Annotated in this window: 16 protein-coding genes; 13 read left to right on the forward strand and 3 right to left on the reverse strand. The window is 39.8% G+C overall.

What is annotated here, in order from left to right; all coding sequences use genetic code 11:
• The first annotated feature begins 6 nt into the window (after positions 1 to 6).
• The 6 genes from ACFO3O_RS15585 to ACFO3O_RS15610 all read left to right on the forward strand — a co-directional run bounded on the left by ACFO3O_RS15585 (position 7) and on the right by ACFO3O_RS15610 (position 5,802).
• Entirely contained in the window at positions 7 to 681 is a 675-nt protein-coding gene (locus ACFO3O_RS15585) for a Spy/CpxP family protein refolding chaperone (protein WP_379980453.1), read from the forward strand.
• Positions 682 to 694: 13 nt separating this feature from the next.
• Positions 695 to 1,681: a carboxypeptidase-like regulatory domain-containing protein gene (locus ACFO3O_RS15590; protein WP_379980455.1), complete on the forward strand. Its 987-nt coding sequence runs from the start codon at positions 695 to 697 to the stop codon at positions 1,679 to 1,681.
• A gap of 80 nt (positions 1,682 to 1,761) precedes the next feature.
• Positions 1,762 to 2,865: a hypothetical protein gene (locus tag ACFO3O_RS15595; RefSeq protein ID WP_379980457.1), complete on the forward strand. Its 1,104-nt coding sequence runs from the start codon at positions 1,762 to 1,764 to the stop codon at positions 2,863 to 2,865.
• Between the two features lie 96 nt (positions 2,866 to 2,961).
• Positions 2,962 to 3,228, forward strand: a complete 267-nt coding sequence (locus ACFO3O_RS15600; protein ID WP_379980459.1) for a DUF4212 domain-containing protein — start codon at positions 2,962 to 2,964, stop codon at positions 3,226 to 3,228.
• A 60-nt stretch (positions 3,229 to 3,288) separates the two neighbouring features.
• Positions 3,289 to 5,013 carry a sodium:solute symporter family protein gene (locus ACFO3O_RS15605; protein WP_379980461.1) on the forward strand — a complete coding sequence of 575 codons (1,725 nt, stop codon included), beginning with the start codon at positions 3,289 to 3,291 and terminating at the stop codon, positions 5,011 to 5,013.
• A gap of 9 nt (positions 5,014 to 5,022) precedes the next feature.
• Positions 5,023 to 5,802, forward strand: coding sequence for a hypothetical protein (locus ACFO3O_RS15610; RefSeq protein ID WP_379980463.1), 780 nt, complete (start codon positions 5,023 to 5,025; stop codon positions 5,800 to 5,802).
• A gap of 103 nt (positions 5,803 to 5,905) precedes the next feature.
• Here the strand turns inward: ACFO3O_RS15610 and ACFO3O_RS15615 are convergent, their stop codons facing one another.
• A complete protein-coding gene (locus ACFO3O_RS15615; protein ID WP_379980465.1) occupies positions 5,906 to 8,080 on the reverse strand; it encodes an ATP-binding protein in 2,175 nt (724 codons plus the stop codon).
• A 679-nt stretch (positions 8,081 to 8,759) separates the two neighbouring features.
• Positions 8,760 to 9,044, reverse strand: coding sequence for a DUF2188 domain-containing protein (locus ACFO3O_RS15620; RefSeq protein WP_379980467.1), 285 nt, complete (start codon positions 9,042 to 9,044; stop codon positions 8,760 to 8,762).
• A gap of 310 nt (positions 9,045 to 9,354) precedes the next feature.
• Here ACFO3O_RS15620 and trxA point away from each other — a divergent pair, with 310 nt between their 5' ends.
• From trxA to ACFO3O_RS15640, 4 genes are all read left to right on the forward strand, one after another.
• On the forward strand, positions 9,355 to 9,651 hold the full coding sequence (gene trxA, locus ACFO3O_RS15625; protein ID WP_379980469.1) for a thioredoxin: 297 nt from the start codon (positions 9,355 to 9,357) through the stop codon (positions 9,649 to 9,651).
• Between the two features lie 461 nt (positions 9,652 to 10,112).
• Positions 10,113 to 10,712, forward strand: coding sequence for a thiamine phosphate synthase (locus ACFO3O_RS15630; protein ID WP_379980471.1), 600 nt, complete (start codon positions 10,113 to 10,115; stop codon positions 10,710 to 10,712).
• Between the two features lie 219 nt (positions 10,713 to 10,931).
• Positions 10,932 to 11,090 (forward strand): hypothetical protein, encoded by a 159-nt coding sequence (locus tag ACFO3O_RS15635; protein WP_379980473.1) that lies wholly within the window; start codon positions 10,932 to 10,934, stop codon positions 11,088 to 11,090.
• 289 nt (positions 11,091 to 11,379) lie between these two features.
• A complete protein-coding gene (locus tag ACFO3O_RS15640) occupies positions 11,380 to 12,876 on the forward strand; it encodes a peptidase associated/transthyretin-like domain-containing protein (protein WP_379980475.1) in 1,497 nt (498 codons plus the stop codon).
• Between the two features lie 206 nt (positions 12,877 to 13,082).
• On the opposite strand, the gene ACFO3O_RS15645 is transcribed toward ACFO3O_RS15640, so the two are convergent.
• Positions 13,083 to 14,411, reverse strand: a complete 1,329-nt coding sequence (locus tag ACFO3O_RS15645; RefSeq protein WP_379980477.1) for an alkaline phosphatase D family protein — start codon at positions 14,409 to 14,411, stop codon at positions 13,083 to 13,085.
• 133 nt (positions 14,412 to 14,544) lie between these two features.
• Here ACFO3O_RS15645 and ACFO3O_RS15650 point away from each other — a divergent pair, with 133 nt between their 5' ends.
• The 3 genes from ACFO3O_RS15650 (at position 14,545) to ACFO3O_RS15660 (ending at position 21,690) form a co-directional block, all read left to right on the forward strand.
• Entirely contained in the window at positions 14,545 to 15,285 is a 741-nt protein-coding gene (locus ACFO3O_RS15650) for a T9SS type A sorting domain-containing protein (protein ID WP_379980479.1), read from the forward strand.
• A gap of 60 nt (positions 15,286 to 15,345) precedes the next feature.
• Positions 15,346 to 15,684, forward strand: a complete 339-nt coding sequence (locus tag ACFO3O_RS15655; RefSeq protein ID WP_379980481.1) for an antibiotic biosynthesis monooxygenase family protein — start codon at positions 15,346 to 15,348, stop codon at positions 15,682 to 15,684.
• A 408-nt stretch (positions 15,685 to 16,092) separates the two neighbouring features.
• A complete protein-coding gene (locus tag ACFO3O_RS15660) occupies positions 16,093 to 21,690 on the forward strand; it encodes an alpha-2-macroglobulin family protein (RefSeq protein WP_379980483.1) in 5,598 nt (1,865 codons plus the stop codon).
• Positions 21,691 to 21,714 lie beyond the last annotated feature (24 nt).

Here is a 21,714-nt window from a genome sequence, read left to right on the forward strand (position 1 = left end):
CAAACGATGAAAAAAATAATAACCCTTTTACTATGCCTTGCAGTGTATACAAATGCTGCAGCACAAGACACCTTCCAAAGTGAATTATTTTCAGCAGAAACCGTATTAAAATATAGATCTGATTTAGAACTCACAGACGATCAGGTGCGGATTATCAAAAAGATTTATAATGATAATATTACCGACTTTAATACGACCAAATGGGATTTAGACGCACTACAAGTAGGCCTCAATAAATTGATATCAGAAAGTAAAGTAGACGAAAAAGAAGCTCTCTTAAAAATGGAAGAGATTTCCATATTGGAACAAAAACTAAAAAAACAACGCCTCAAAATGTTGGTCAAAATCAAAAACGAACTTACAGAAAAACAACAAAATAGACTCAAAGAACTTAGAGATGATACTGATTTATCTGCACTCAATATAACCACACCTATTAGTGAAAATCCTCGTATTGTCATTCGTGGTAGTGCTACAAAAGACGGTAAAAGCCCTTTATTTATTATTTTTAATAAAAATGGAGAAGAAAAATATAAAGGAAGTAAGGGAGAAGGAAAACTCAAAGCCCTAGATCCAAATAATATAGAAAGCGTAAATGTAATTAAAGGGAAAGCTGCCACTTTGAAATATGGAAAAGAGGGAGAAAACGGAGTCATAGAAATAAAAACAAAAGATAAATAGGAGTTCGGTGCATATGAAAATATACATGTACATACTTTGGTTTCTCTTCGGGGGCAGTATGTTTGCTCAAACAGTGAGGGGTACTGTATATGATGGTGTGACCAAAGAACCCTTACTTGGAGCTTCCGTATATTTTGAAGGTACTACCATAGGAGGTATCACCAATGAGCAAGGAAAATTTAACCTCTACTCAGAAATAACCAGTACCTCTCAACTCGTGGTGACCTATCTTGGATATACAGATGCGGTGTTATCCCTTTCGGGAAATACCCCTCTGACGGTGTACCTGATCCCAAAGGAAGAATCCCTCGATGAGGTGGTCGTAACCGCCACTCCTTTGTTTACCAGAAAAGAATTGTTAGCCGCATTTCGAACCCAGTTTTTAGGTGCCACCAAAGCGGGAGAATCTTGCGAAATTCTCAATGAAGACGCCCTCAGGTTATCCTACAACGCTCGCAAAAAGCAATTAATCGTAACCTCTGATGAGATTTTGCGTGTTAAAAACCCGTATTTAGGCTATGAGATACGTTTCCGATTGTATGACTGCAAGATTTCGTATGTCGCAAAATCCATTAAGCCCTATCATGTCATACAATCCTATTACGCAGGCACCAGTTTCTTTATTGATGAGAAAAAAGACGTTAGAAAATATAAGAAGCGAAGAAAAGAAGTCTATGAAGGCTCTTCCTTACATTTTATGCGAACGGTAGCCACCGAAACCTGGGATGAAGAAGATTTTGCGATTTATAAAAAAGGACTACCGGTTTATCCCAAAACGCATTTTATTGTCAGCGATACACTCGGCATCAAAAAAGTACAATTAACAGACCCTGTTGCTGTTTTATACAACAAGAAAAAACGATCCGATGTCCGTCCCAAATATTCCTACTTTACCATAGATGGTTTTGGGAATTTTAACCCTCCAGATGCCCTTATCTTTAGCGGGTTAATGGGGCAGCAACGCCTTGGAGACGCCCTTCCTTTGGATTATGGGTTGTAGCAGCCTCATTCTTACATAAGCACTTACATTTCTAATTTGTATTTTGTGAGGAAGTATTATCAACATATTGTTTATTTGCAATGAGCACATACCATCCTACTCCATCCTACGCACAGCTGCGTTTACCCTCAGAAGACCTGACGGCTGATATGGATTTTTTCATCCAAATAGGGTTTCGATTGGATAAAATTTTTCCAGCAGATGACCCTGCGGTGGCCATGCTCTCAGGATTTGATCTGCACCTCGTTTTAGATAAACGGGTGACAAGTCCACCAGCAGTTATCAATATCATTACCGATACGCCAGAAACCATCGCAAACGGAAAAAAAGAACTCATAGCTCCCAATGGAACCGTGTTTCATGTACTACCCAGAACCCAAACACTGGTCACTCCAAGCACTCAACATCACTTTGAGGTCCGTAAATTATCCGAAGCATCCTCGTGGGTAATTGGTCGTGCGGGCATGCTCTATCGTGATCTGATTCCAGATAGATTGGGTGGGAGCATCATTGCCTCACACATCAGCATTCCCGAAGGAGGCCCTGTGCCCGATATGGTGCATTACCATACTATTGGGTTTCAACTCATTTTTTGCAAACGTGGGTGGGTAAAACTAGTCTATGAAGACCAAGGTCCGCCTTTTATTTTACGCGCAGGCGATTGTGTGACCCAGCCTCCCGAAATCCGCCATCGCGTACTCGAAGCTTCAGATCATTTAGAAGTGATAGAAATTGGTGTACCCGCCGAGCATATGACCACCATAGATCACGACCTAGAACTTCCGACAACCACCTACCGCCCCGACCGACTTTTTCAAGGGCAGCGTTTCTGTCATCACCAAGTCAAAGATGCCGTGTGGGAAGATTGGCGTATCGCAGGTTTCCGCTTTCGCGAAAGCGGAATTAAAGAAGCCACCCAAGGCGATGCTGCCGTTCATGTGATCCAGCCTGTTCAGGCACTGCAAGAAAGCCCTGTTGTAAGTCATACAACAGATATCCTATTTAATTTTGTACTCTCAGGGGCTATGCGACTCGCCGCCGAAGGTCAAAACATACAACACCTTGCCGAAGGCGATGCATTTGTTATTCCGCCGGATATGAAGTATCAATTCACACACATTTCTGAAGATCTAGAATTTCTCGAAGTTGCCTTACCCGGAAGTTTTGAAACGATGGTGCATTAAATAAATCATAAGCGTATTTTTTCGAGTAGAAATGTTAATATACCTCGATTCCAATTTAATTTACTAATTTACGGAGTCTAACATTCTATGTATTGTATGAAACCATCACAAAACACTCCACAATCCTATTGGAAGAAAAATTTACAGTATTTGTTGATTCTGTTGTTGATTTGGTTTGCCGTTTCTTATGGCGCTGGAATCCTTTTTAAAGATACCCTAGATACTATAAAACTTGGAGGGTTTCCGCTTGGATTTTGGTTTGCACAACAAGGGTCTATTTATGTATTTGTGATTCTCATTTTTGTGTACGTATGGTTGATGAATCGGCTAGATAAAAAACATGGATATGATGAAGCCCCCTAACCCTCAAAAGGGGAATCTCAGCATGCTAATTCCAAATCTCCAATTCCAAATCCCTTTTTTATGACTGTACAAACTTGGACATATTTACTCGTGGGCATCACCTTTGCCCTCTATATTGGGATTGCCATTTGGTCGCGTGCTGGATCTACTAAAGAATTTTATGTCGCTGGCGGAGGCGTTTCTCCATGGGCAAATGGCATGGCCACCGCTGCCGATTGGATGAGTGCCGCTTCTTTTATTTCGATGGCAGGAATTATCTCTTTTGGAGGGTATGATGGCTCTGTCTACCTCATGGGATGGACAGGAGGCTATGTGCTTCTCGCGTTGTTATTAGCGCCCTATCTCAGGAAGTTCGGTAAATTTACGGTACCTGACTTTATAGGCGATCGGTATTATTCAAAAACGGCAAGAGTTGTGGCTGTTTGCTGTGCTTTGTTGGTGTCATTTACCTATGTTGCTGGACAGATGCGAGGGGTGGGACTCGTATTCTCACGCTTTCTGGAAGTCGATATCAATACAGGGGTCATTATAGGGATGATTATCGTGTTGTTTTATGCCGTATTAGGCGGTATGAAAGGCATTACTTATACCCAAGTCGCGCAATATTGCGTACTCATTTTTGCCTTTATGGTGCCCGCTATTTTTATATCCATTCAGATGACAGGAAATCCGATTCCGCAGCTAGGGATGGGAAGTAGCGTAGAAGACGGTACCTACCTTTTGGATAAACTCAACGGTCTCTCACAAGATCTTGGTTTTGCTGAGTACACCAGCGGTTCTAAGTCAAAGATAGACGTGTTTATGATTACGCTGGCATTGATGGTAGGAACGGCAGGATTACCGCATGTGATCGTTCGATTTTTTACGGTAAAACGCGTAAGAGACGCTCGGAAATCGGCGGGAATAGCTTTGTTGTTGATTGCTATTTTGTACACCACAGCTCCTGCAGTAGCAGTGTTTGCGAGGACCAATATGATTACTACCGTGAGCAATCAGCCGTATTCAGAAATGCCTGAGTGGTTCACCAAATGGGAAACGACAGGCTTAATTACTTTTGAAGATAAAAATGGGGATGGGAAGGTGCAGTATACCGCTTTCGCGAAAGCGGAAAACGGACACCCAGCCAATGAACTTACCGTAGATCGTGATATTATGGTGCTGGCAAATCCTGAAATTGCGAACCTTCCTGCCTGGGTCATTGCTTTGGTCGCCGCTGGCGGACTTGCAGCCGCATTATCGACCGCGGCGGGCTTATTACTAGTGATCTCTTCATCGGTATCTCATGATCTTGTTAAAAAAACCTTTAAACCAGATATTACAGACAAACAAGAATTATGGATTGCTCGAATAGCAGCCACTGTCGCCGTAGTGATTGCAGGTTATTTTGGGATTGATCCGCCAGGATTTGTCGCTGCAGTCGTAGCTCTGGCGTTTGGGCTTGCTGCTGCTTCTTTCTTCCCCGCGATTGTCTTAGGAATTTTTTACAAAAGAATGAATAAAGAAGGCGCAGTTGGTGGAATGATTGTAGGTACCCTATTGATGATCTTTTATATATTGAAGTTCAAATTTGGGGTTTTTGATGGTGGTAAAGAAGCTGTTGCAGCTCTCCAAAGTGATTGGTGGTTCGGGATTTCTCCTGAAGGATTTGGAAGCGTTGCCATGGCGGTTAATTTTATAGTAGCTCTTATTGTAAATCGTTTCACACCACCGCCACCAGCTGAGGTACAAGAAATCGTAGAAACCATTAGAATTCCAAGTGGAGCTGGAGAAGCGAGTGGGCATTAGTTTTTATAAATGGGAGTTTTAGGAGGGTTATTAATTATAGCAGGTTTTATAGGGGTTTTATTTTTTATCATATCGCTAGCAGACCGACCGATATATAAGGAAGAAAAAGAAAGCGAAGCATTGCTAAAAAAGCGATTAGAAGATCCTAGAATATACGACCCAGAAACTGATACATACATTACCTTAGAAGAAGCAGAGTCAGGTATTTGGGACTTAGAGGACGCTTCCAAAAAAATGAGTGAAACGGAAAAAAGGGAACAATTTTTTGAAGAAGACCTCGTCGCAGAATCTATACGAAAGGAGCTCATAAAAGAAGGTTTTGTAAAAGTAAAAAGTCCGTTATCTGAAGAGCAATTTAAAGTTTTTGAGCGCCTTCAACTATTAGATCAATTGGATGAGAATTGGGGGTATCGCTATTTTTTTGAGAACGCAAAGATGATTGCCATAATTCTTACGATTCACAACGCCTATGAGCTAGCCCTATCCATTCCTATTCAGTACAGTTCTGGGCATTATATTTTCAAAGAAAAAACGATTTCAGATCGAATTTTAGACAAAATCAGACCAGATGATGCTATTCAAGTAGCAGATTATGAATGTTTTCCTATTCAAAACTCAAAAACAACGAGAGCTGTAGAAAATATAATGCATCTGGTAGCTAAAGTTCGAGGTGTGGAAGTAGAGATTTTACCTCATCAGTTTTTTATAAAAACCACAGGATCTCAAAAATTGGTAGATGTATTTGTCTTGCTTGATCTCGTAAAAGAGATCGAAAAAAACGGGTATTAAAAAATCTTATTTTCAGAATTCGGTAGACGTATGGTGTAGATGTGTACGCTTTCGCGAACCTGCCTCGCCGGCAGGCAGGAGCGTAAAAAGAAATCCCTTCCTTCTAGTAAATATACTTCACAAGAAGTTCTAGTAACTGTTCTGTTCGGTATGGTTTTACAATGGCATCATCAATCCCATACGTGCCAAAATCTTTCTCTGGATTTACAGCATTGACTGCCGTTAAAGCAATAATAGGGGTGTTTAAGCCAAAATCTCGCATGGCTTTACTGGAGTCAAGCCCATTCATAACGGGCATATTTACATCCATCAAAATAGCATCAAAAGCGTGCTCTTTTACTTTTTCTAACGCATCTAACCCATTATTGGCAACACCGTGTAACATCCCGTGTTGTTCCAGTACTTTTTGAGTGACTAGTTGATTGATTTTATTATCGTCAACAATCAAGATTTTTTTATCTTGTAATTTTTTGACACAAACATCTTCTCTGTTAGTATCTTCTGGCATATCAGCAGCACCTCTAGAAAAAGTCAAAATACAAGAGAAGGTAGTTCCTTTGCCATAGGTACTTTCAAACATGAGTTTACTCCCTAAAATGGCTAAAATTTTATTGACAATAGGAAGTCCGAGTCCTGTGCCTTCATACTCGCTGTAGTTGGCACCTTGGGTAAATTCTTCAAAGATTTTCTCCTTTTGTTCTTCTGGAATTCCAATCCCGGTATCCATTATAGAGAAGGATAAAGAGACTTTTTTATCGTCGATGTAGTGTTTTTTTACAATAATGTCAATGCGTCCATCTTGTGTAAACTTACTGGCATTACTCACCAAGTTCATGAGTACCTGCGAGACTTTTGTCTGATCTCCCAAAAGAATTTTAGGTATGGTAGGATCTATATCAATATACACCGAATTGTTGTTTTGTTGATTAATAAACTCAAACGATTGGGTGATGTTATGAATTAGGGACTCTAATTTAAAATTGCTGTTTTGAATATGCTGTCCAGATTGAGAATCTAGTTTATTTAAGTTTAATATATCATTGACAAGGGCTAATAAATAGTCAGCTGAAAACTTAAGAGATGTAAGATCTTCTAGGTTATTTTGAAATTTAGGGTCTTTGAGTAATATAGAAGAGAGCCCGATAATACCGTATAATGGTGTACGTAACTCGTGACTAATGGTTGAAAATAGCTGTGTCTTGGCTTGCGTGAGTCGTTCTGATTTTTCTTTCGCTTCTAGGTACTGTGCGTTTTTTGCTTTTAAATCTTTAAGCAGTTTAAAACGCTTACGTCTCACGTAGAGTAAGAGTGCAAGAATTAATAATAAAATGCCTCCTAAGGTCAAGGAGAAAATGGAGAGCAATTTGCTCTTTGATGCTTTTTGTTCTGCGAGTTGTCTTTCGAGTTCAGACGCTTTTAGATCTTGTTCGTATTGATCTAAATTGAACTTAGAGCGAGCAATTTGTTGTTGTAAGATCTTATCGGCTTCGTAACGTTTATCTCGTAAGGAGTCATAGCGCTTTCGAATGACATTTAATTTTTCATATTGCCCCGTGTTTTCATAGGCATCTATTAAATTCGTAAAATTATTGAGTAGTGTTTCTTCTTGGTATTTACCTTTCCCAACCTTCATAGATTTTAAGATATACTCAATGGCTTGGTCATTCTTTTCTTGTAATAAAAAGATAGCTCCTTGTACGTGATATACAGTTGCAATATATTCGTCTCTCAGTGCTTCATCAATCGTTTTACTATTGAGTAACAAAGGCAGAGCTTTATCTACATAATACTGTGCTTTTTGTAAATCTTTAGTCCCTACATATAATTCTGAAAGGTTGTTGAGTGCAATAAATATAATACGGTCACTTTCTAGCTGTTTTCCTGCTTCATAAGCATTTTCAAAATAGGAGATAGCTCGTTGAGGGTCTTTTTTGATGTAGGTATTCCCAAGATTGATAAAAAGGGTTCCTAAAGAAACGGTATCTTTTTCTTTTTGAGCTCTCAAAAGTGCTTTATTAAAAAACTCACTCGCTTTATCTATGTCGTCTAATTGAATAAAGGCATTTCCAAGGATAGAGATCAAACGTCTTTCCCCCATCTTATAATTAATATCCCGAGCATTATCGATAAGCGTTGGTGTTTCCTCAATCACTTTATCATAGCTCGCTTCGTAAAAATAATGCCGCAAAATATTAGTAATAGAGTCTATTTGAGCATTTGTATAGGTATAGGGAATGTTTCTTGAGGTCTCATATTGCTGTAAGTCTTGTGCTGCCAAAGAACAATAGCACAAAGAGAAAAAAAAGAGCAAGATTTTGACAGTCTTAAGCATCAGGCTAATTTGGGAGTGGAAATATAACTATTTTATCTCTAACTAGATACCATGGTACTCATTATTATATAGAATATGTGGGGATACCGTAAAATTGATGTTAAAATGGCTATTTACCAGGAAATAAACATGGTTTTTTAGCACATTATTGTCCTTTTTTTTTATCTAAAAAATGATTCACTTCATAGTAAAACTCTCAAAATGGATGACGATACTATGATATTGAGTGTATTGGATACTTTTTCGTAGACATATTTTAGTTTTTTAACTCGGGACTTTGGTACAATCTCGATGGCATCGAGATCACTTAGCCACCTTACATTGTAACACAGAAAGGACATTGAGTGATTTATAAAGAGCGGCCGCTTTTATTGTTAGCATCATACGACATTGAGTGATTTTGTCATAGACAAAATTATACCGAAATGCCAGGCGCCATATTTCTGATCTTCCATTAAAAATAGAGCAGTACTCTAATTTAGAGTGTTACTCTATTTTTGAATTTTTGAGTTGGGGGTTCATAGTTTCAGATAAATTATGGAAACCATACAAAACGATACAGGTAATAACTAATAAATAACAAATCAGAAACACACTAAAAAATCAGGTAAAAATAATACCACCCTCAATCCCCATACCCAATCCGCTCTCGAATCCCACCACTCGCTCGGTGAATAATCACATCAGATTTGCGTTTTTTGGCGATGGTTTTAGCTTTGGAAATCGCCGTACTTTGTTTGTGGTGTTTGGAAGTAATCCGTTTATTTCCTTCACGACGTACTGCCCAACCGTCTTCATACGGCACCACATGTTGGTGCCAAGTTCTTTTTCGTGAAGTGCCAGTTAAGCTTTCAGAGATCGCCTTGACGAGGTCTAAAATGAGTTGTTTCCAGGATGTGTCTTTAGACATAGAGATTCTAATTTTCGATGTTGAATATACTATTATTTTAGAATTACGGTCATTTCGATACTATTTTAAAATCCTTCTCAGGATTTTAAAATCACTCAATGTCCTATGATTTGATATGAAAGAAAAAGTAAGGAAGCTGAGTGATCTCGATGAAATCGAGATTGTATCGAAGTCCCGATTTTGAAAACCAATGTAAAGCGGCTGAGTGATTTTTATAATTGCAGAAAGCAATCCTAAAAATTGAACCCAAGCCCCGCGTTTGATTCAGTCAATAGCCTCTTTTTTTGTAACTTTATAATAAACAACCAAAATGAAATCTTCCTTCTCAGACATCATCCATTCAGAAACGCCTGTTTTAGTCGACTTTTTTGCAACTTGGTGCGGGCCGTGTAAAATGTTAGGGCCTATCCTAGAACAAGTCAAAGAAGAACTAGGCGATGCGGTTAAAATCGTCAAAATAGACGTAGATAAAAATCAACCGCTGGCTACCAAATACCAAGTGCGTGGTGTTCCTACCATGATTTTATTCAAAAACGGAAAACAAGTTTGGCGACAGTCGGGTGTGGTGCAGAAAGAACAGTTGAAGCAGGTGATAGCTTCTAGTTAGTAATACTTTCATTCCCGCACTTCGACTATGCTCAGCATAAACTCCGGCGGGAATCTCATGTTATTTTACTGTACGCCTATCGGTAGGCAGGGGAGGGAATCTCATGCTATTTACGTAATGACAATATTTCTGTTCTTTTTTTCATTGCCAAAAAAAGAACCAAAAAAGGCTAGGCTGGCGAAACCTTGTCTAAATGTATTGCTCAATTACTGAATTTCCTAAACTCGCTACGCTCAGACAGTATGAAATTCTACGGAATACTCGCTTCACATTTTACGACAACCTTTCGAAGGCCGAAAAGTAAAGTGTACCCTTTGTATCAGAAAAGAAAGAATCTTATTAAGTTATAAATTAAACTCACTGCTGCTTACACAAATTAAACCGTACTTTTACGTTATGATGAGATTCCTGCCGGAGTTTATGCTGAGCATAGTCGAAGTGCGGGAATGAAAAGAAAAACCATGATCCTACTCATATCACCAGAACAGACCAGCGCTACAGAAATTCAAACCTTACATAAACTCTTTGAAGCGGGCTTGGAGCACTTTCATTTTAGAAAGCCAGAGGCAACATTAGAGGCGCACTGTGCGTATTTGGATCAGGTCGATCCGCAGTATTATCAATATATCATGACGCATAATTTCCATCACGAACTCACAGCCGAGTTCCCCATAAAAGGGATTCATCTGGAAGAACGAAAATGGCGAGCCCAAGGAGACGAGTTAGGAGCTTATGTGAAGTCGTTTACAGATAAAGAGTTTGCCGTCAGTAGTTCGTATCACGAACCCGAAGACCTCGCGGCACAATCCGTTGATTTTGCTTATCACTTATTAAGTCCGGTGTTTGCGGCGATTTCCAAAAGTGATATGCAAGGCAGAGGGTTTGATGTACGTCACATTCCAAAATTCATTGCGGGTATGGGCGGGATTAGTGTAGAGACTACGCCAGAGGCAATCAAATTAGGTTTTCAGGGTGTTGGCGCGTTAGGCGGTGTTTGGAATGCAGAAAATCCTGTACAAGCTTTTAAAGAGATGCAAACCGCTTTCTTGTCTGCCGAGTAGGCAGGCGCGAAATCGAACTTGCGAGATTCACAACCAGAGGGAGAGTGAAACGGTAAATCGAACTCATGATACCGGCATTTCGATACTATTTTAGAGCTCTTTTTCAGAACTCTAAAATCACTCAATGTCCTATGTTTAGATAAGGTAAGGCGGCTGAGTGATTTTCGCGTAAGCGAAAATTGTACCGAAGCCCCGAATTAATTTTCACTATATTTAAATATGGCAAAAGCAGGAAGTCCCAAAAACACAAAAAATAAAGCCAAGCATTCTAAGCTCATGGCACAAAAGAAGAAGAAAGAACGTGAAAAGAAAGACGCTCGCGAGGCTCATATGAAAATCCTCAAAGAAAAAATAAAAGCGCAAAATAATCAAGAGTGATATCGTATAATCGAATCGGCATTTCGGTACAATTTTAACGTTCTTTTCAGAACGCTAAAATCACTCAATGTCCTTTTCTTGTCACAATGTAATGCGACTGAGTGATCTTTTGCTTTCGCGAAAGCGTATAACAAAAACGAAATCAAAGGCGGCTGAGTGGTTTTCGCGCAAGCGGAAATTGTACCGAACCCCCAACGTAAGTAACATTCCCTCTCCAAAATCGTCATTAAAAAAGATGCGAGGCAACCTTTTATAAAGATGACGCGTCTATACTACTAAACAATCACACATGACCACACTTATAAAGTACATTTTAATGCTCCTTTCTGGATTACTCGTATCAGGAATGACAGCACAAACCGTATCAGCCAGACTTATTGATGATAAAACACAAGAACCTATTCCGTTTGCGACCATTGAACTTTCAGAAAATCAAGGCGTAATTTCAAATGAAGATGGGGTTTTTACTATCAATCCTGACCAACTTAAAAAAATACAAGACTCCGTGTATATTTCATCCATGGGGTATGAACGTAAAGGTGTCTGGATAGCGTCGTTTACAGATAGTATCGTAAGGCTTTCGCCAAAATCATTCGAATTAAAAGGGGTTTTTCTTTCTAGTAATCCGCTTTCAGCCAAAGAGGTGATAGAGAAAGTCAAAGAGAATATGGATAAAAACTACAATGTTCAAGAATTATCTAGAAAGAAAATTTTCTTTAGACAGTCGGATTTTAACGCCATGAAAAAAGTCGACTTTGCTTTTAAAAAATCAACGATAGAAGAGCTAGACAAAGAATTGATTGATAGTATTGCCACCCTTGTTCCACGTGAATCTTCCTATTATCGCGAAGCCGTAGGTGATTTTTATGGGAATTACAACACCCATAAATTATATGTAGATAAAGCAGCGGAGTTGTATGATAAGTCCAAAGATGTCTCTGTCGACGGACTCAGTGAGCGTCTGGAAACCATTTTTAAAGAAAATGTAAAACCTAACTCGTACCTAAAAATTAAGTCAGGGCTTTTTGGAACCAAAGTGCAATTAGACTCTATCACAGCGGCCAATGAAGATGCTAATAAGGTAAAAGTAGAGGTAGAAAATGCAAGCGATAAAAACTATTTCCAAGAGCAGATTAAAAACCGAATTTCAGAACTATACACTCAACTCTTTTTTAATGAAGATTCTAAGATTGATATCCTCACCAAATCCAATCGGTATGAGTTTGACATCAGAGATTATACGTTTATAGATGAAGAGCCAGTGTATATAATTGACTTTTCGCCGAAAGGCAAAAAAGATTTTAAAGGAACCGCTTATGTCAACATCGAAGATTTTGCGATCGTACGCTTAGAATTTGACAATGTGCGTCCACTATTTACCTTTGGATTATTAGGCATCAAGTACGGTGAAAATGTGTACAGAGGGAAAATGTTATTTACTAAAAACGCCAGCGGTAGTTATAGTCCGCGGTATTTAGAGTTGGAGAATGGAAACTATTTTGGCGTGGATCGTCCATTAAAAGTGATTGAAAAAAACAAGTTTGTCAAAGGCCGTCGTAAGCAAAATGAGCTTTCGTTAAACATCGATATGCAAGGAACGTCATTGTCAAAATACGAGATGGTTATTTTTAATTCAGAAGATATTTCGAGTGATGCGTATGAGGTGGCTCCTGAAAATGAAAATGTAAAGGCGACGTATTTATCAAAATACGACCCCACATTTTGGAAGGGCTACACCATTATGGAGCCTAACGCCGCGATTCAAGCTTTTGAGGTGGTGGAGTAAAACGCCGGTCATTTCGGTACTATTTCAGAGTTCTGAAAAAGAACTCTGAAATCACTCAATGTCCTTTGATTTTTTTATTCAAACTAAATGCAAGGACATTGAGTGTTTTGCTGAAAGCAAAATGTACCGAAATGCCGACTCAGAAAACGAATCAAAGGCGGCTGAGTGATTTTCGCGGAAGCGAAAATTGTACCGAAGCCCCGGCTTTACTTCTGATACTTCAACTCCTGTTGTGAGATCCTATAATCCCATACTTTTGCTCCTTTTTCATCATAAATAGTGAGTAGCAGCGTACGTTTTCCATACGTTCCAGAGACGTTGACAACACCAAAGTTGCGTTCATAATAGGTTTTGTCTTTTACTTGTAGCGTGTTCCCTTCATCTCGGGCTTTGTGTGTGCCAGATGTAAGCGGCGAACACGTAATATCAATCAGCGGATAGGCATTTGTACGTTCTAGACGGGAGATTTCTGTATGATGCCGATCCCCACTCATAAAGACCACACCTTCTATTTTTTCGGCGGCGATTCGATCTAGTAAACGTTGACGTGCTTCTGGGTAGGTGGCCATGTTTTCATAGACTGCGGCATCACTAATGGTTTGGCCTCCAATACATACAATTTTAAAAGACGCTTTGCTGGCCGTTAAGGCATCAATGAGCCAGTTGAGTTGTGCTTCTCCCAAGTAGTCTTTGTTTGCATCAAGACTTCGGTTGGGAGCGCGGTGATAGCGATCATCCATTAAGAAAAATTCAATGTCATTCCACGCAAATTGCCCAGTAATACCTCCTTTTCCAGTCGCATTGGTACTGGGGTTTCCCCAATAATCATTAAAGGCTTTTTCAGCGATATTTTTATGTACATAACTACGATCGGAATCATTCGGACCAAAATCATGATCGTCCCAAATGGCATAGTGATGTACACTTCCTAATAAGGGCTGTAGTTCTGTGGTTGCGCGTGCTTCTCGGTTGCGATAGCGAATACCGCGTTCGGATTGGAAATCAGGTGTGCGTAGGTAAATATTATCCCCTAGCCAAACCATAAAATCAGGATCTTTTTCAGCAATACGCTCAAAGATTCCATAGACATCTCCATAGGGTGTTCCGGGGCGGTCATCTGTTGGGTCATTGCGGTAAAAGCAAGAGCCAATAGCAAAGCTAAACGGAGGTGGATCAGTGCGGTATTGCCACAAGGTTTGTGTTTGGAATTCTAGTGGATATGGGCGTGCTACGTATTGATCATTGATATATAATTTGTAGGTATAAGTAGTTCCATATGCTACGTCACTCGGGAATAGTTTTGCAATATGATCTTCACCGGTTGTGGTCGCAACGGTGGGTGTAAATCGTTCCTTTTCGCCTTGAGCGAAATACCCGATTTTTACATCGGCTGGAGCTTTGGTTTGTACCCAAATGAGTACTTCCCGAAAATCAGAATACCCTACCATGGGCCCTGATTGTAATAGGTCCGCTTGCGCGAAAGTAGACACAGAAATAAAAACACTAACTAAAAAAGAGAGGATCGTACGGTTCATAAGAATACTATTTTGTGTAAAGTTCTTAAAAAGGAGAGAGATTCATGTTATGGCGTTATTAAAAGTAAGCAATTAATGAGTCTATTGGAAATGCGTATAATATACAGTATATTGAAGTTATAAATACTACATCATGACAATATATAGATTCTTTTTGGTGCTATTGTGCTTTGTTGTTTCTCAAAATAGCTTTGCTCAAGATCCAATTCTTTTTGAAGGAGTTTGGGAATTAGAGTCTATAACGATAGATGGGGAGGAATTTTTTCCCCCTTCTAATGAGGAGGTTGATTCTGTTGATCTCATTTTTGAAGAAGCTAATAATGGAAATCCCGATATGATCATAGGTTCTGTATGTGATGCTTTCTCGGCGAGTGTGACTTTTCAAGAAGCAGACGGGTCATTTCCTTCCTTTATGATTGGAGATGATTATGTGACGACTCTTGCCAATTGTGATACATCAGAAAATCAAAATTTTCAAAATATCTATTTTGCGTTTTATGAAACGTCTCTTTCAGATCCATTTGAGTATTCTCTTGAATTTCTCGGAAATAATCCAGCCTTGATAATAACTTCCTCAAATGGGTATGTTGCTATTTATGGAAATCCAATATTGTCTTTAAATGGTTTTAATAAGCCCTCTTTTTCTATCTATCCAAATCCCGCACAAGATCAGCTTTTTATAGACACCCATAAAATTTCAGAAGCCTACACAATTACGATATTTGATGTACAAGGAAAACAACTCGTGCAAACCTCAGAAAAGTCATTTGAAGTAACCCCTATACAGATTCAAAACTGGGCATCTGGTGTTTATTTTGTGCGTTTAGAAAGTCAAAACGGAGTAATGACTACACAACGATTTATTAAAAAGTAACACCTATTTTTTGTGCGTACATTTTTAAAAAGGAGTATTTTTAAGTCCTAATCATCAGGTATGGCATCAGGCAACACTCCGCTTACATTTCTTGACCACGAAGTTCCCTATTATGCTGTTATTTTCACAAGTACGCAGACCAGTGTGACGCGTGGTTATGCAATGGCAGCACAACATTTAGAAGAACTAGCGAGCCAAATGCCAGGTTTCTTAGGTATAGATCATGCTCGGAACGAAATAGGGATTACCATATCTTATTGGAAAACCCTAGAAGATATTGCCCATTGGAAAGCAGAAACTGATCACCAAGCCGCACAAACCACAGGAAAAACTACCTGGTACGAATCTTATAGCGTCCGGATCTGTAAAGTAGAACGCGAATATCATTTTTCTAAATAGTACGCTTAACTTAAGGGTGCGATATTGTCATCCTGAGCTTGTCGAAGGATATTTTCAGTAAAAAGATAAAAACTTCGACAGGCTCAGTTTGACAAATTGATACTCCTCTTAACCTCACTTATCATAAATGACAGAGAGAGCTTAAGTGAGGCTAAACTGTTAAATCCGTGCCAAATGTTAACATTCATATACTACACATTTTAACAAATGCGTTAGCCCTATAACCACTCGATTTTCTATACCTTTTTTACAGGCTGATTGAACCAATCTTAGCCTGTAAAAGCATCAAAGTAATTTCATATTCATCTATTTAAAATCTGTTATCTTTAGTAGCATATTTTGAATTCCTTTTTATCTGTTTCTGCTCTTTTTGAGCAAGAGATAGAGAGGCTACCTAACACCATCATTATGCGTAAAATTCATTTTCTTCTTGCCATTCTCCTTCCGCTGTTATTCATCACTTGTGATAAAAAAGGCGCTGACCAACCCACGGACAACCTGTTTAAATTCAAGGAGTATATTTCCTACGCTACAAGCGGCAGGCAGTCTATTGCAAATCCTATTACTGTGCAAGTAGCAAAGGCGTTGACGCAGTATGAAGTAGATCAAGAAATTCCTTCAGAGATTTTGAAAATTACGCCAAAAACATCGGGAACATTGACGATTTCTGGACAGCGTACCTTAAAATTTGTCCCTGATGCACTTCTTGAGGCAGATACTGAATATTCAGTGGAGGTGCTTCTGGATAAACTCTATGATGACCTGCCTAAAGAGATGCGCACGTTTGCATTTAGTTTCAAAACCATCACGCCCGATTTTAAAGTAGATCTCCGTGCCTTACAATCGTATGATCGGGAATATCAATATCTAGAGGGTCAAGTTGAGGGTGCCGATGTGATCGCTTTCGCGAAAGCAAAACAACTCATACAAGCGACACAAAACGGAAAACCGTTATCCATTATCTGGCTGAGTGACCAAACCACCGCTCGCTATCATGTGTTTAAAATTGATAGTATCCGAAGAGAAACGGAAGACTCAAAAATTCAAGTCAGTTGGGATGGCGACGCCATTGATGCCGAGGAAACCAAAGGGGAGAATGAGGTGCTGATTCCTGGGCGGAATAATTTTAAAATTGTAAAAATTAATCAGACGCTGGGTGCTAATGCTTCGTTGGCGATCAATTTTTCTGACCCACTAGAAGAAAAACAAAATTTTAAAGGCTTGGTGACAATTCAACGCGCGGGAACACTACGTTTTGAAGTGAATGGGAATGTGTTACATGTATATCCAGAAAATAAAATTGTAGGGAAATCCCTTGTAGAGGTTTTTCAGGGAATCAAAAGTACCGATGGGTTTAAACTGAAAATGCCTTTTACAGAAACGGTTTCTTTTGAGCAATTAAAACCAGCATTGCGTACGATTACAAATGGCGTAATTTTACCTCAGGCAGGAAGTAATCCTTTCTATTTTGAAGCGGTTAATTTGAGTCATGTGGATGTTCGAATTATTAAAATATATGAAAACAACGTACTTGAATATTTACAAGAAAATAATCTAAGTAGTAATAATAGCTATGGCTTAAAGCAAGTGGGAAGACGCGTCACAAAGAAAACCATCACACTAAAAGATGCTAGTTTTGAATCAAATGATGTCGGGGATAGTCAGTGGCGTGTGCATGGCATTGATCTTTCAAAAATCTTTCAGGCAGATCCAGGAGCATTGTATCGGGTAGAGATCAGTTACAAGCAAAGCTATGTCGCCTATGAGTGTGTAGATGATGGAACTGAAATAGAAGAAGACACCTATGATGATTACTATGAAGACGATTATTATGATGAGGGTTTTACCGAGGTAGAAAGCACTAATGAAGACGAACGAGAGGAGCAATATTGGGATAATAGAATCTATCGCTGGCGAAATCAAGTCTATAATTGGCGACAAGAGGAAAACCCCTGCCATCCTGCCTATTACCAAGAAGATCGGTTTATCCAGAGCAATATTTTAGGCTCGGATCTTGCCTTGATTGTCAAAAAAGGAAAAGACAATGGCTATCATTTTGCCGCGACAGATATTGTAACCACCACCCCAGAAGCCAATACTAAAATCACTTTATACAATTATCAAAAACAGCCTATAGGAACTGTGACTACAGATGCCGCAGGACTTGCGACCATCACTCCCAAAGGATATGCGGTATTTGCTGTCGCTCAAAAAGGTGCCAATTATGCCTATTTAAAAATAGAAGATGGAAATGCCCTTTCGATGAGTAAGTTTGACATTTCTGGAAAACGACTTCAAAAAGGATTGAAAGGATATCTCTACACTGAGCGAGGCGTGCATCGCCCGGGTGATAGCATTCACCTTTCGTTTGTATTGAATGATGCCAATAATCCATTGCCAAAAGATCACCCTGTAAAGCTAGAAGTAAGTGATGCCAGAGGAAAACTTACGTATCGTAAGGTGCTCACTGGAAACATGGTGTCTACATCAGGAAAAGCACTTAATAATGTGTATTATTTTCCTATTACCACAGCACCTACAGATCCTACTGGAAATTGGAATGCCATGGTGAGTGTTGGCGGTGCCAGTTTTTCTAAAACCTTAAAAGTAGAAACCATAAAACCTAACCGGTTAAAAGTCAACTTAGACTTTGCAGATGATATCATAGATGCGAGTGGTACATTGGAAGGCACTGCAAAAGTAACGTGGTTGCACGGCGCACCTGCGCGTAATCTCAAGATTAAATCAGATGTAACGATCCGAAGTTCTTCAAGTGGTTTTAAAAGCTTTCCTAACTATAACTTCTTTGACCCAGTTCGTAGTTTTAACGACGTAGAAATGACGGTACTTGACGGTCAATTAAATGAAGAAGGTAGTACAAATATTAGTCAAAAATTAGCCCTCAGTGAGCGTGCTCCAGGGATGCTGAAAGGGACTTTTGTAACCAAAGCATATGAAGGTGGTGGCGACTTCTCATTAGATGTCGTGACCAAAGACATTGCCCCTTTTGATCATTTTGTAGGACTACAATCGCCCAAAGGACGTGCCTATGGAAGCTATTTTACAGATGACAACACCGAATTTGATGTCGTCACCACGGACACCAAAGGAAAAGCCACAGGTAATAGAACTTTGGAGGTTAAAGTATTTAAAATGAGATGGCGCTGGTGGTGGAGTCGCGGGCGGGATAATTATTCCAATTATGAAGTTGGAACTGTACATACCCCCGTAAAAGATTTTAAAGTCACTACAGGCAGTAATGGAAAAACCAGTTTTACGGTGAATATTCCAGAGAAAGAAAGTGGACGCTATTTAATCAGAGTGATTGATCCTGAAAGCGGACATGCCACGGGACGTGTAGCCTATTTTTATCGCAATTGGAGTGGTTTGCAAAGTGATTCCGAAAGTGCTAAAATGCTGGTATTCTCTTCAGACAAAGAAAAATATCAAGTCGGGGAAGCGGCGACTATTACGTTTCCGTCAGGCGATAGTTCGCGTGCACTGATCAGCTTAGAAAATGGGACTCAAGTATTAGATAGCTGGTGGGTAGATGCCCAAAATGGCGAAACACAATTCAAGATTCCGGTGACCTCAGATATGGCGCCCAATGTATATGTCAATATCTCCTTATTGCAAGCCCATGAGCAAACCAAAAATGATTTACCTATTCGGTTGTATGGAGTCATTCCGTTGCTGGTTGAAGACCCAAATACGATACTAACCCCTAAAATCACGATGCCTGATGTCCTCAAACCTGAAGAATCCTATACCATCAAAGTTAGTGAAGCCAATGCAAAAGCCATGACGTATACCATTGCGGTAGTAGACGACGGATTACTCGACTTGACACGCTATAAAACTCCTGCTATTCACGATCATTTTTATAGCAGAGAAGCATTGGGTGTTATGACCTTTGATATGTTTGATGATGTGATTGGCGCCTATTCAGGCAGTGTAGGAAACATCTATGCGATTGGTGGGGGCGATGCCGCAGCAGCGGCAAAAAACAGAAAAGCTGAGCGTTTTAAACCCGTGGTGACGTATATAGGTCCTTTCGCTTTAAGCGAAAATGAAACCAAAACCCACACCCTACAGATGCCTAACTATGTTGGTTCTGTACGGACGATGGTCGTGGCAGGCAATCCTACAACATCTGCTTATGGCGCTGCAGATAAAACCGTCCCTGTGCGTAAACCGTTAATGGTGTTGGGTTCGCTTCCGCGAAAGCTATCTCCGGGCGAACACGTAACCTTGCCTGTGACCGTTTTTGCGATGGAGTCTAAGATTAAACAAGCTAAAATAACTGTCAAAACATCAGCAGCATTTAAAGCTACAGAAGGCACGACCAAGACGATTAATTTCTCATCTGTAGGCGAGCAAATCGTTCCTTTTGAATTTGATGTGACAGCCGTGAATGAGATTCAAACCATCGAAATCATTGCCGAAGGAAACGGAGAACGCGCGACCTATCAAGTAGAAATAGATGTTGAAAATCCGAATCCGATCACTCAAAAAGTAACCGATTATGAGTTGCCTGCATCGGGGAATTTAACGATTGATTATTCAACCTTTGGGGTCGCAGGGTCTAATGGATCGGCGATCGAGTTTTCTACCTTACCTCCCATGGATTTTACCAAACGGATGCAGTACTTGATTCGCTATCCGCACGGATGTGTAGAGCAAACCACATCGGGTGCTTTTCCACAATTATTTATGGATGATGTGTTTGACTTGACCTTTGAGCAAAAGAAAAAAGCGCAAGAAAACATCAAACGAGGCATAGAACGTCTCGGAGATTTTCAAAATGCAGATGGCGGATTAGGCTATTGGCAGGGAGAAACCGTCGCCGATGCTTGGGGTACTAATTATGCGGGGCATTTTATGATTGAAGCGCAGAAAAAAGGCTATGCCTTACCCCTTACCTTTATGAGTAATTGGTTGCGTTTTCAGAAGAAAGCCGCTCGTGAATGGCGATCTGGTCAACGTGCGTATAATACCACCCTTGTACAAGCATATCGTTTATACACCCTAGCACTGGCAGGTCAACCTGATCTTGCAGCGATGAACCGCTTACGCGAAAGTAGAAACCTGAGCAATGACAGCAAATGGAGATTGGCTGCCGCCTATGCATTAGCGGGGCAAACAAAAGCTGCTGAAGAATTGGCAGCCACTGCAAATATTGATTTTCAACCTGACAGAAGCAATTATCATACCTATGGTTCTGTATTTCGTAATCGCGCGATGGCATTGGAAACAATGGTCGCTATGGATGATAATCAACAAAAAGATCTTGCTATTTCTTTAGCCAAAACCTTATCATCAGAACGTTGGTTAAGTACTCAGGAAACGAGTTATGCCTTACTGGCTATGGCGAAAATGGTCATTAAAAATGGAGGGAAGTCAATTAAATTGGAGTATACCAAAGATGGAAAGTCAATGACGATCGATACGCAACAAGCGATTGCTTTGAGAGATTTAGAGACGAAAGAAGGCGGTAACACCATCACCCTTCAAAATGCTAAAGAAAATGTAGTGTTTGTTCGTGTAGTTCAAAGCGGAAAATTACCGTTAGGCGAAGAGTTGTCAGGAAGTAGTAAGCTGAAAGTAACGACAAGGTTTGTGGGTACAGATGGTCAGTCAATAGATATCGCTAAGTTGAGACAAGGAGAAGAATTTGTTGCTAAAATTAGTGTGAGTAATGATAGTCGAGACTTTGTAGACAATATAGCACTTACACAAATCTTCCCAAGCGGATGGGAAATTGTAAATACCCGTTTTACCGAAGATAGCGGTGGTACAGAAGGCGCTGCTAGATATACCGATATACGTGATGATCGTGTCAATTTTTACTTTGATTTAAGTAAGGCAAGTACTAAAACATTTACCGTACGTCTCAATGCTTCCTATTTAGGAAAGTATTATTTGCCGGGCACACAGGTAGAAGCGATGTATGACAATACCTATTATGCGCGTAACAAAGGAGCGTGGGTTGAGATTGAGAAGTAGGGAGTGGGTGAGTTGCAGAGTGAC

It is taken from the genome of Dokdonia ponticola, assembly GCF_042653865.1.
Taxonomy (GTDB): domain Bacteria; phylum Bacteroidota; class Bacteroidia; order Flavobacteriales; family Flavobacteriaceae; genus Dokdonia; species Dokdonia ponticola.

What these genes read in the sequence shown, in the direction of transcription:
- ACFO3O_RS15605 (WP_379980461.1), top strand. Translation starts at nt 3,289, where the DNA reads ATGACTGTACAAACTTGGACATATTTACTCGTGGGCATCACCTTTGCC.
- ACFO3O_RS15630 (WP_379980471.1), top strand. Translation starts at nt 10,113, where the DNA reads ATGATCCTACTCATATCACCAGAACAGACCAGCGCTACAGAAATTCAA.
- ACFO3O_RS15640 (WP_379980475.1), top strand. Translation starts at nt 11,380, where the DNA reads ATGACCACACTTATAAAGTACATTTTAATGCTCCTTTCTGGATTACTC.
- ACFO3O_RS15600 (WP_379980459.1), top strand. Translation starts at nt 2,962, where the DNA reads ATGAAACCATCACAAAACACTCCACAATCCTATTGGAAGAAAAATTTA.
- trxA (WP_379980469.1), top strand. Translation starts at nt 9,355, where the DNA reads ATGAAATCTTCCTTCTCAGACATCATCCATTCAGAAACGCCTGTTTTA.
- ACFO3O_RS15610 (WP_379980463.1), top strand. Translation starts at nt 5,023, where the DNA reads ATGGGAGTTTTAGGAGGGTTATTAATTATAGCAGGTTTTATAGGGGTT.
- ACFO3O_RS15655 (WP_379980481.1), top strand. Translation starts at nt 15,346, where the DNA reads ATGGCATCAGGCAACACTCCGCTTACATTTCTTGACCACGAAGTTCCC.
- ACFO3O_RS15645 (WP_379980477.1), bottom strand. Translation starts at nt 14,411, where the DNA reads ATGAACCGTACGATCCTCTCTTTTTTAGTTAGTGTTTTTATTTCTGTG.
- ACFO3O_RS15620 (WP_379980467.1), bottom strand. Translation starts at nt 9,044, where the DNA reads ATGTCTAAAGACACATCCTGGAAACAACTCATTTTAGACCTCGTCAAG.
- ACFO3O_RS15590 (WP_379980455.1), top strand. Translation starts at nt 695, where the DNA reads ATGAAAATATACATGTACATACTTTGGTTTCTCTTCGGGGGCAGTATG.
- ACFO3O_RS15660 (WP_379980483.1), top strand. Translation starts at nt 16,093, where the DNA reads ATGCGTAAAATTCATTTTCTTCTTGCCATTCTCCTTCCGCTGTTATTC.
- ACFO3O_RS15585 (WP_379980453.1), top strand. Translation starts at nt 7, where the DNA reads ATGAAAAAAATAATAACCCTTTTACTATGCCTTGCAGTGTATACAAAT.
- ACFO3O_RS15635 (WP_379980473.1), top strand. Translation starts at nt 10,932, where the DNA reads ATGGCAAAAGCAGGAAGTCCCAAAAACACAAAAAATAAAGCCAAGCAT.
- ACFO3O_RS15595 (WP_379980457.1), top strand. Translation starts at nt 1,762, where the DNA reads ATGAGCACATACCATCCTACTCCATCCTACGCACAGCTGCGTTTACCC.
- ACFO3O_RS15650 (WP_379980479.1), top strand. Translation starts at nt 14,545, where the DNA reads ATGACAATATATAGATTCTTTTTGGTGCTATTGTGCTTTGTTGTTTCT.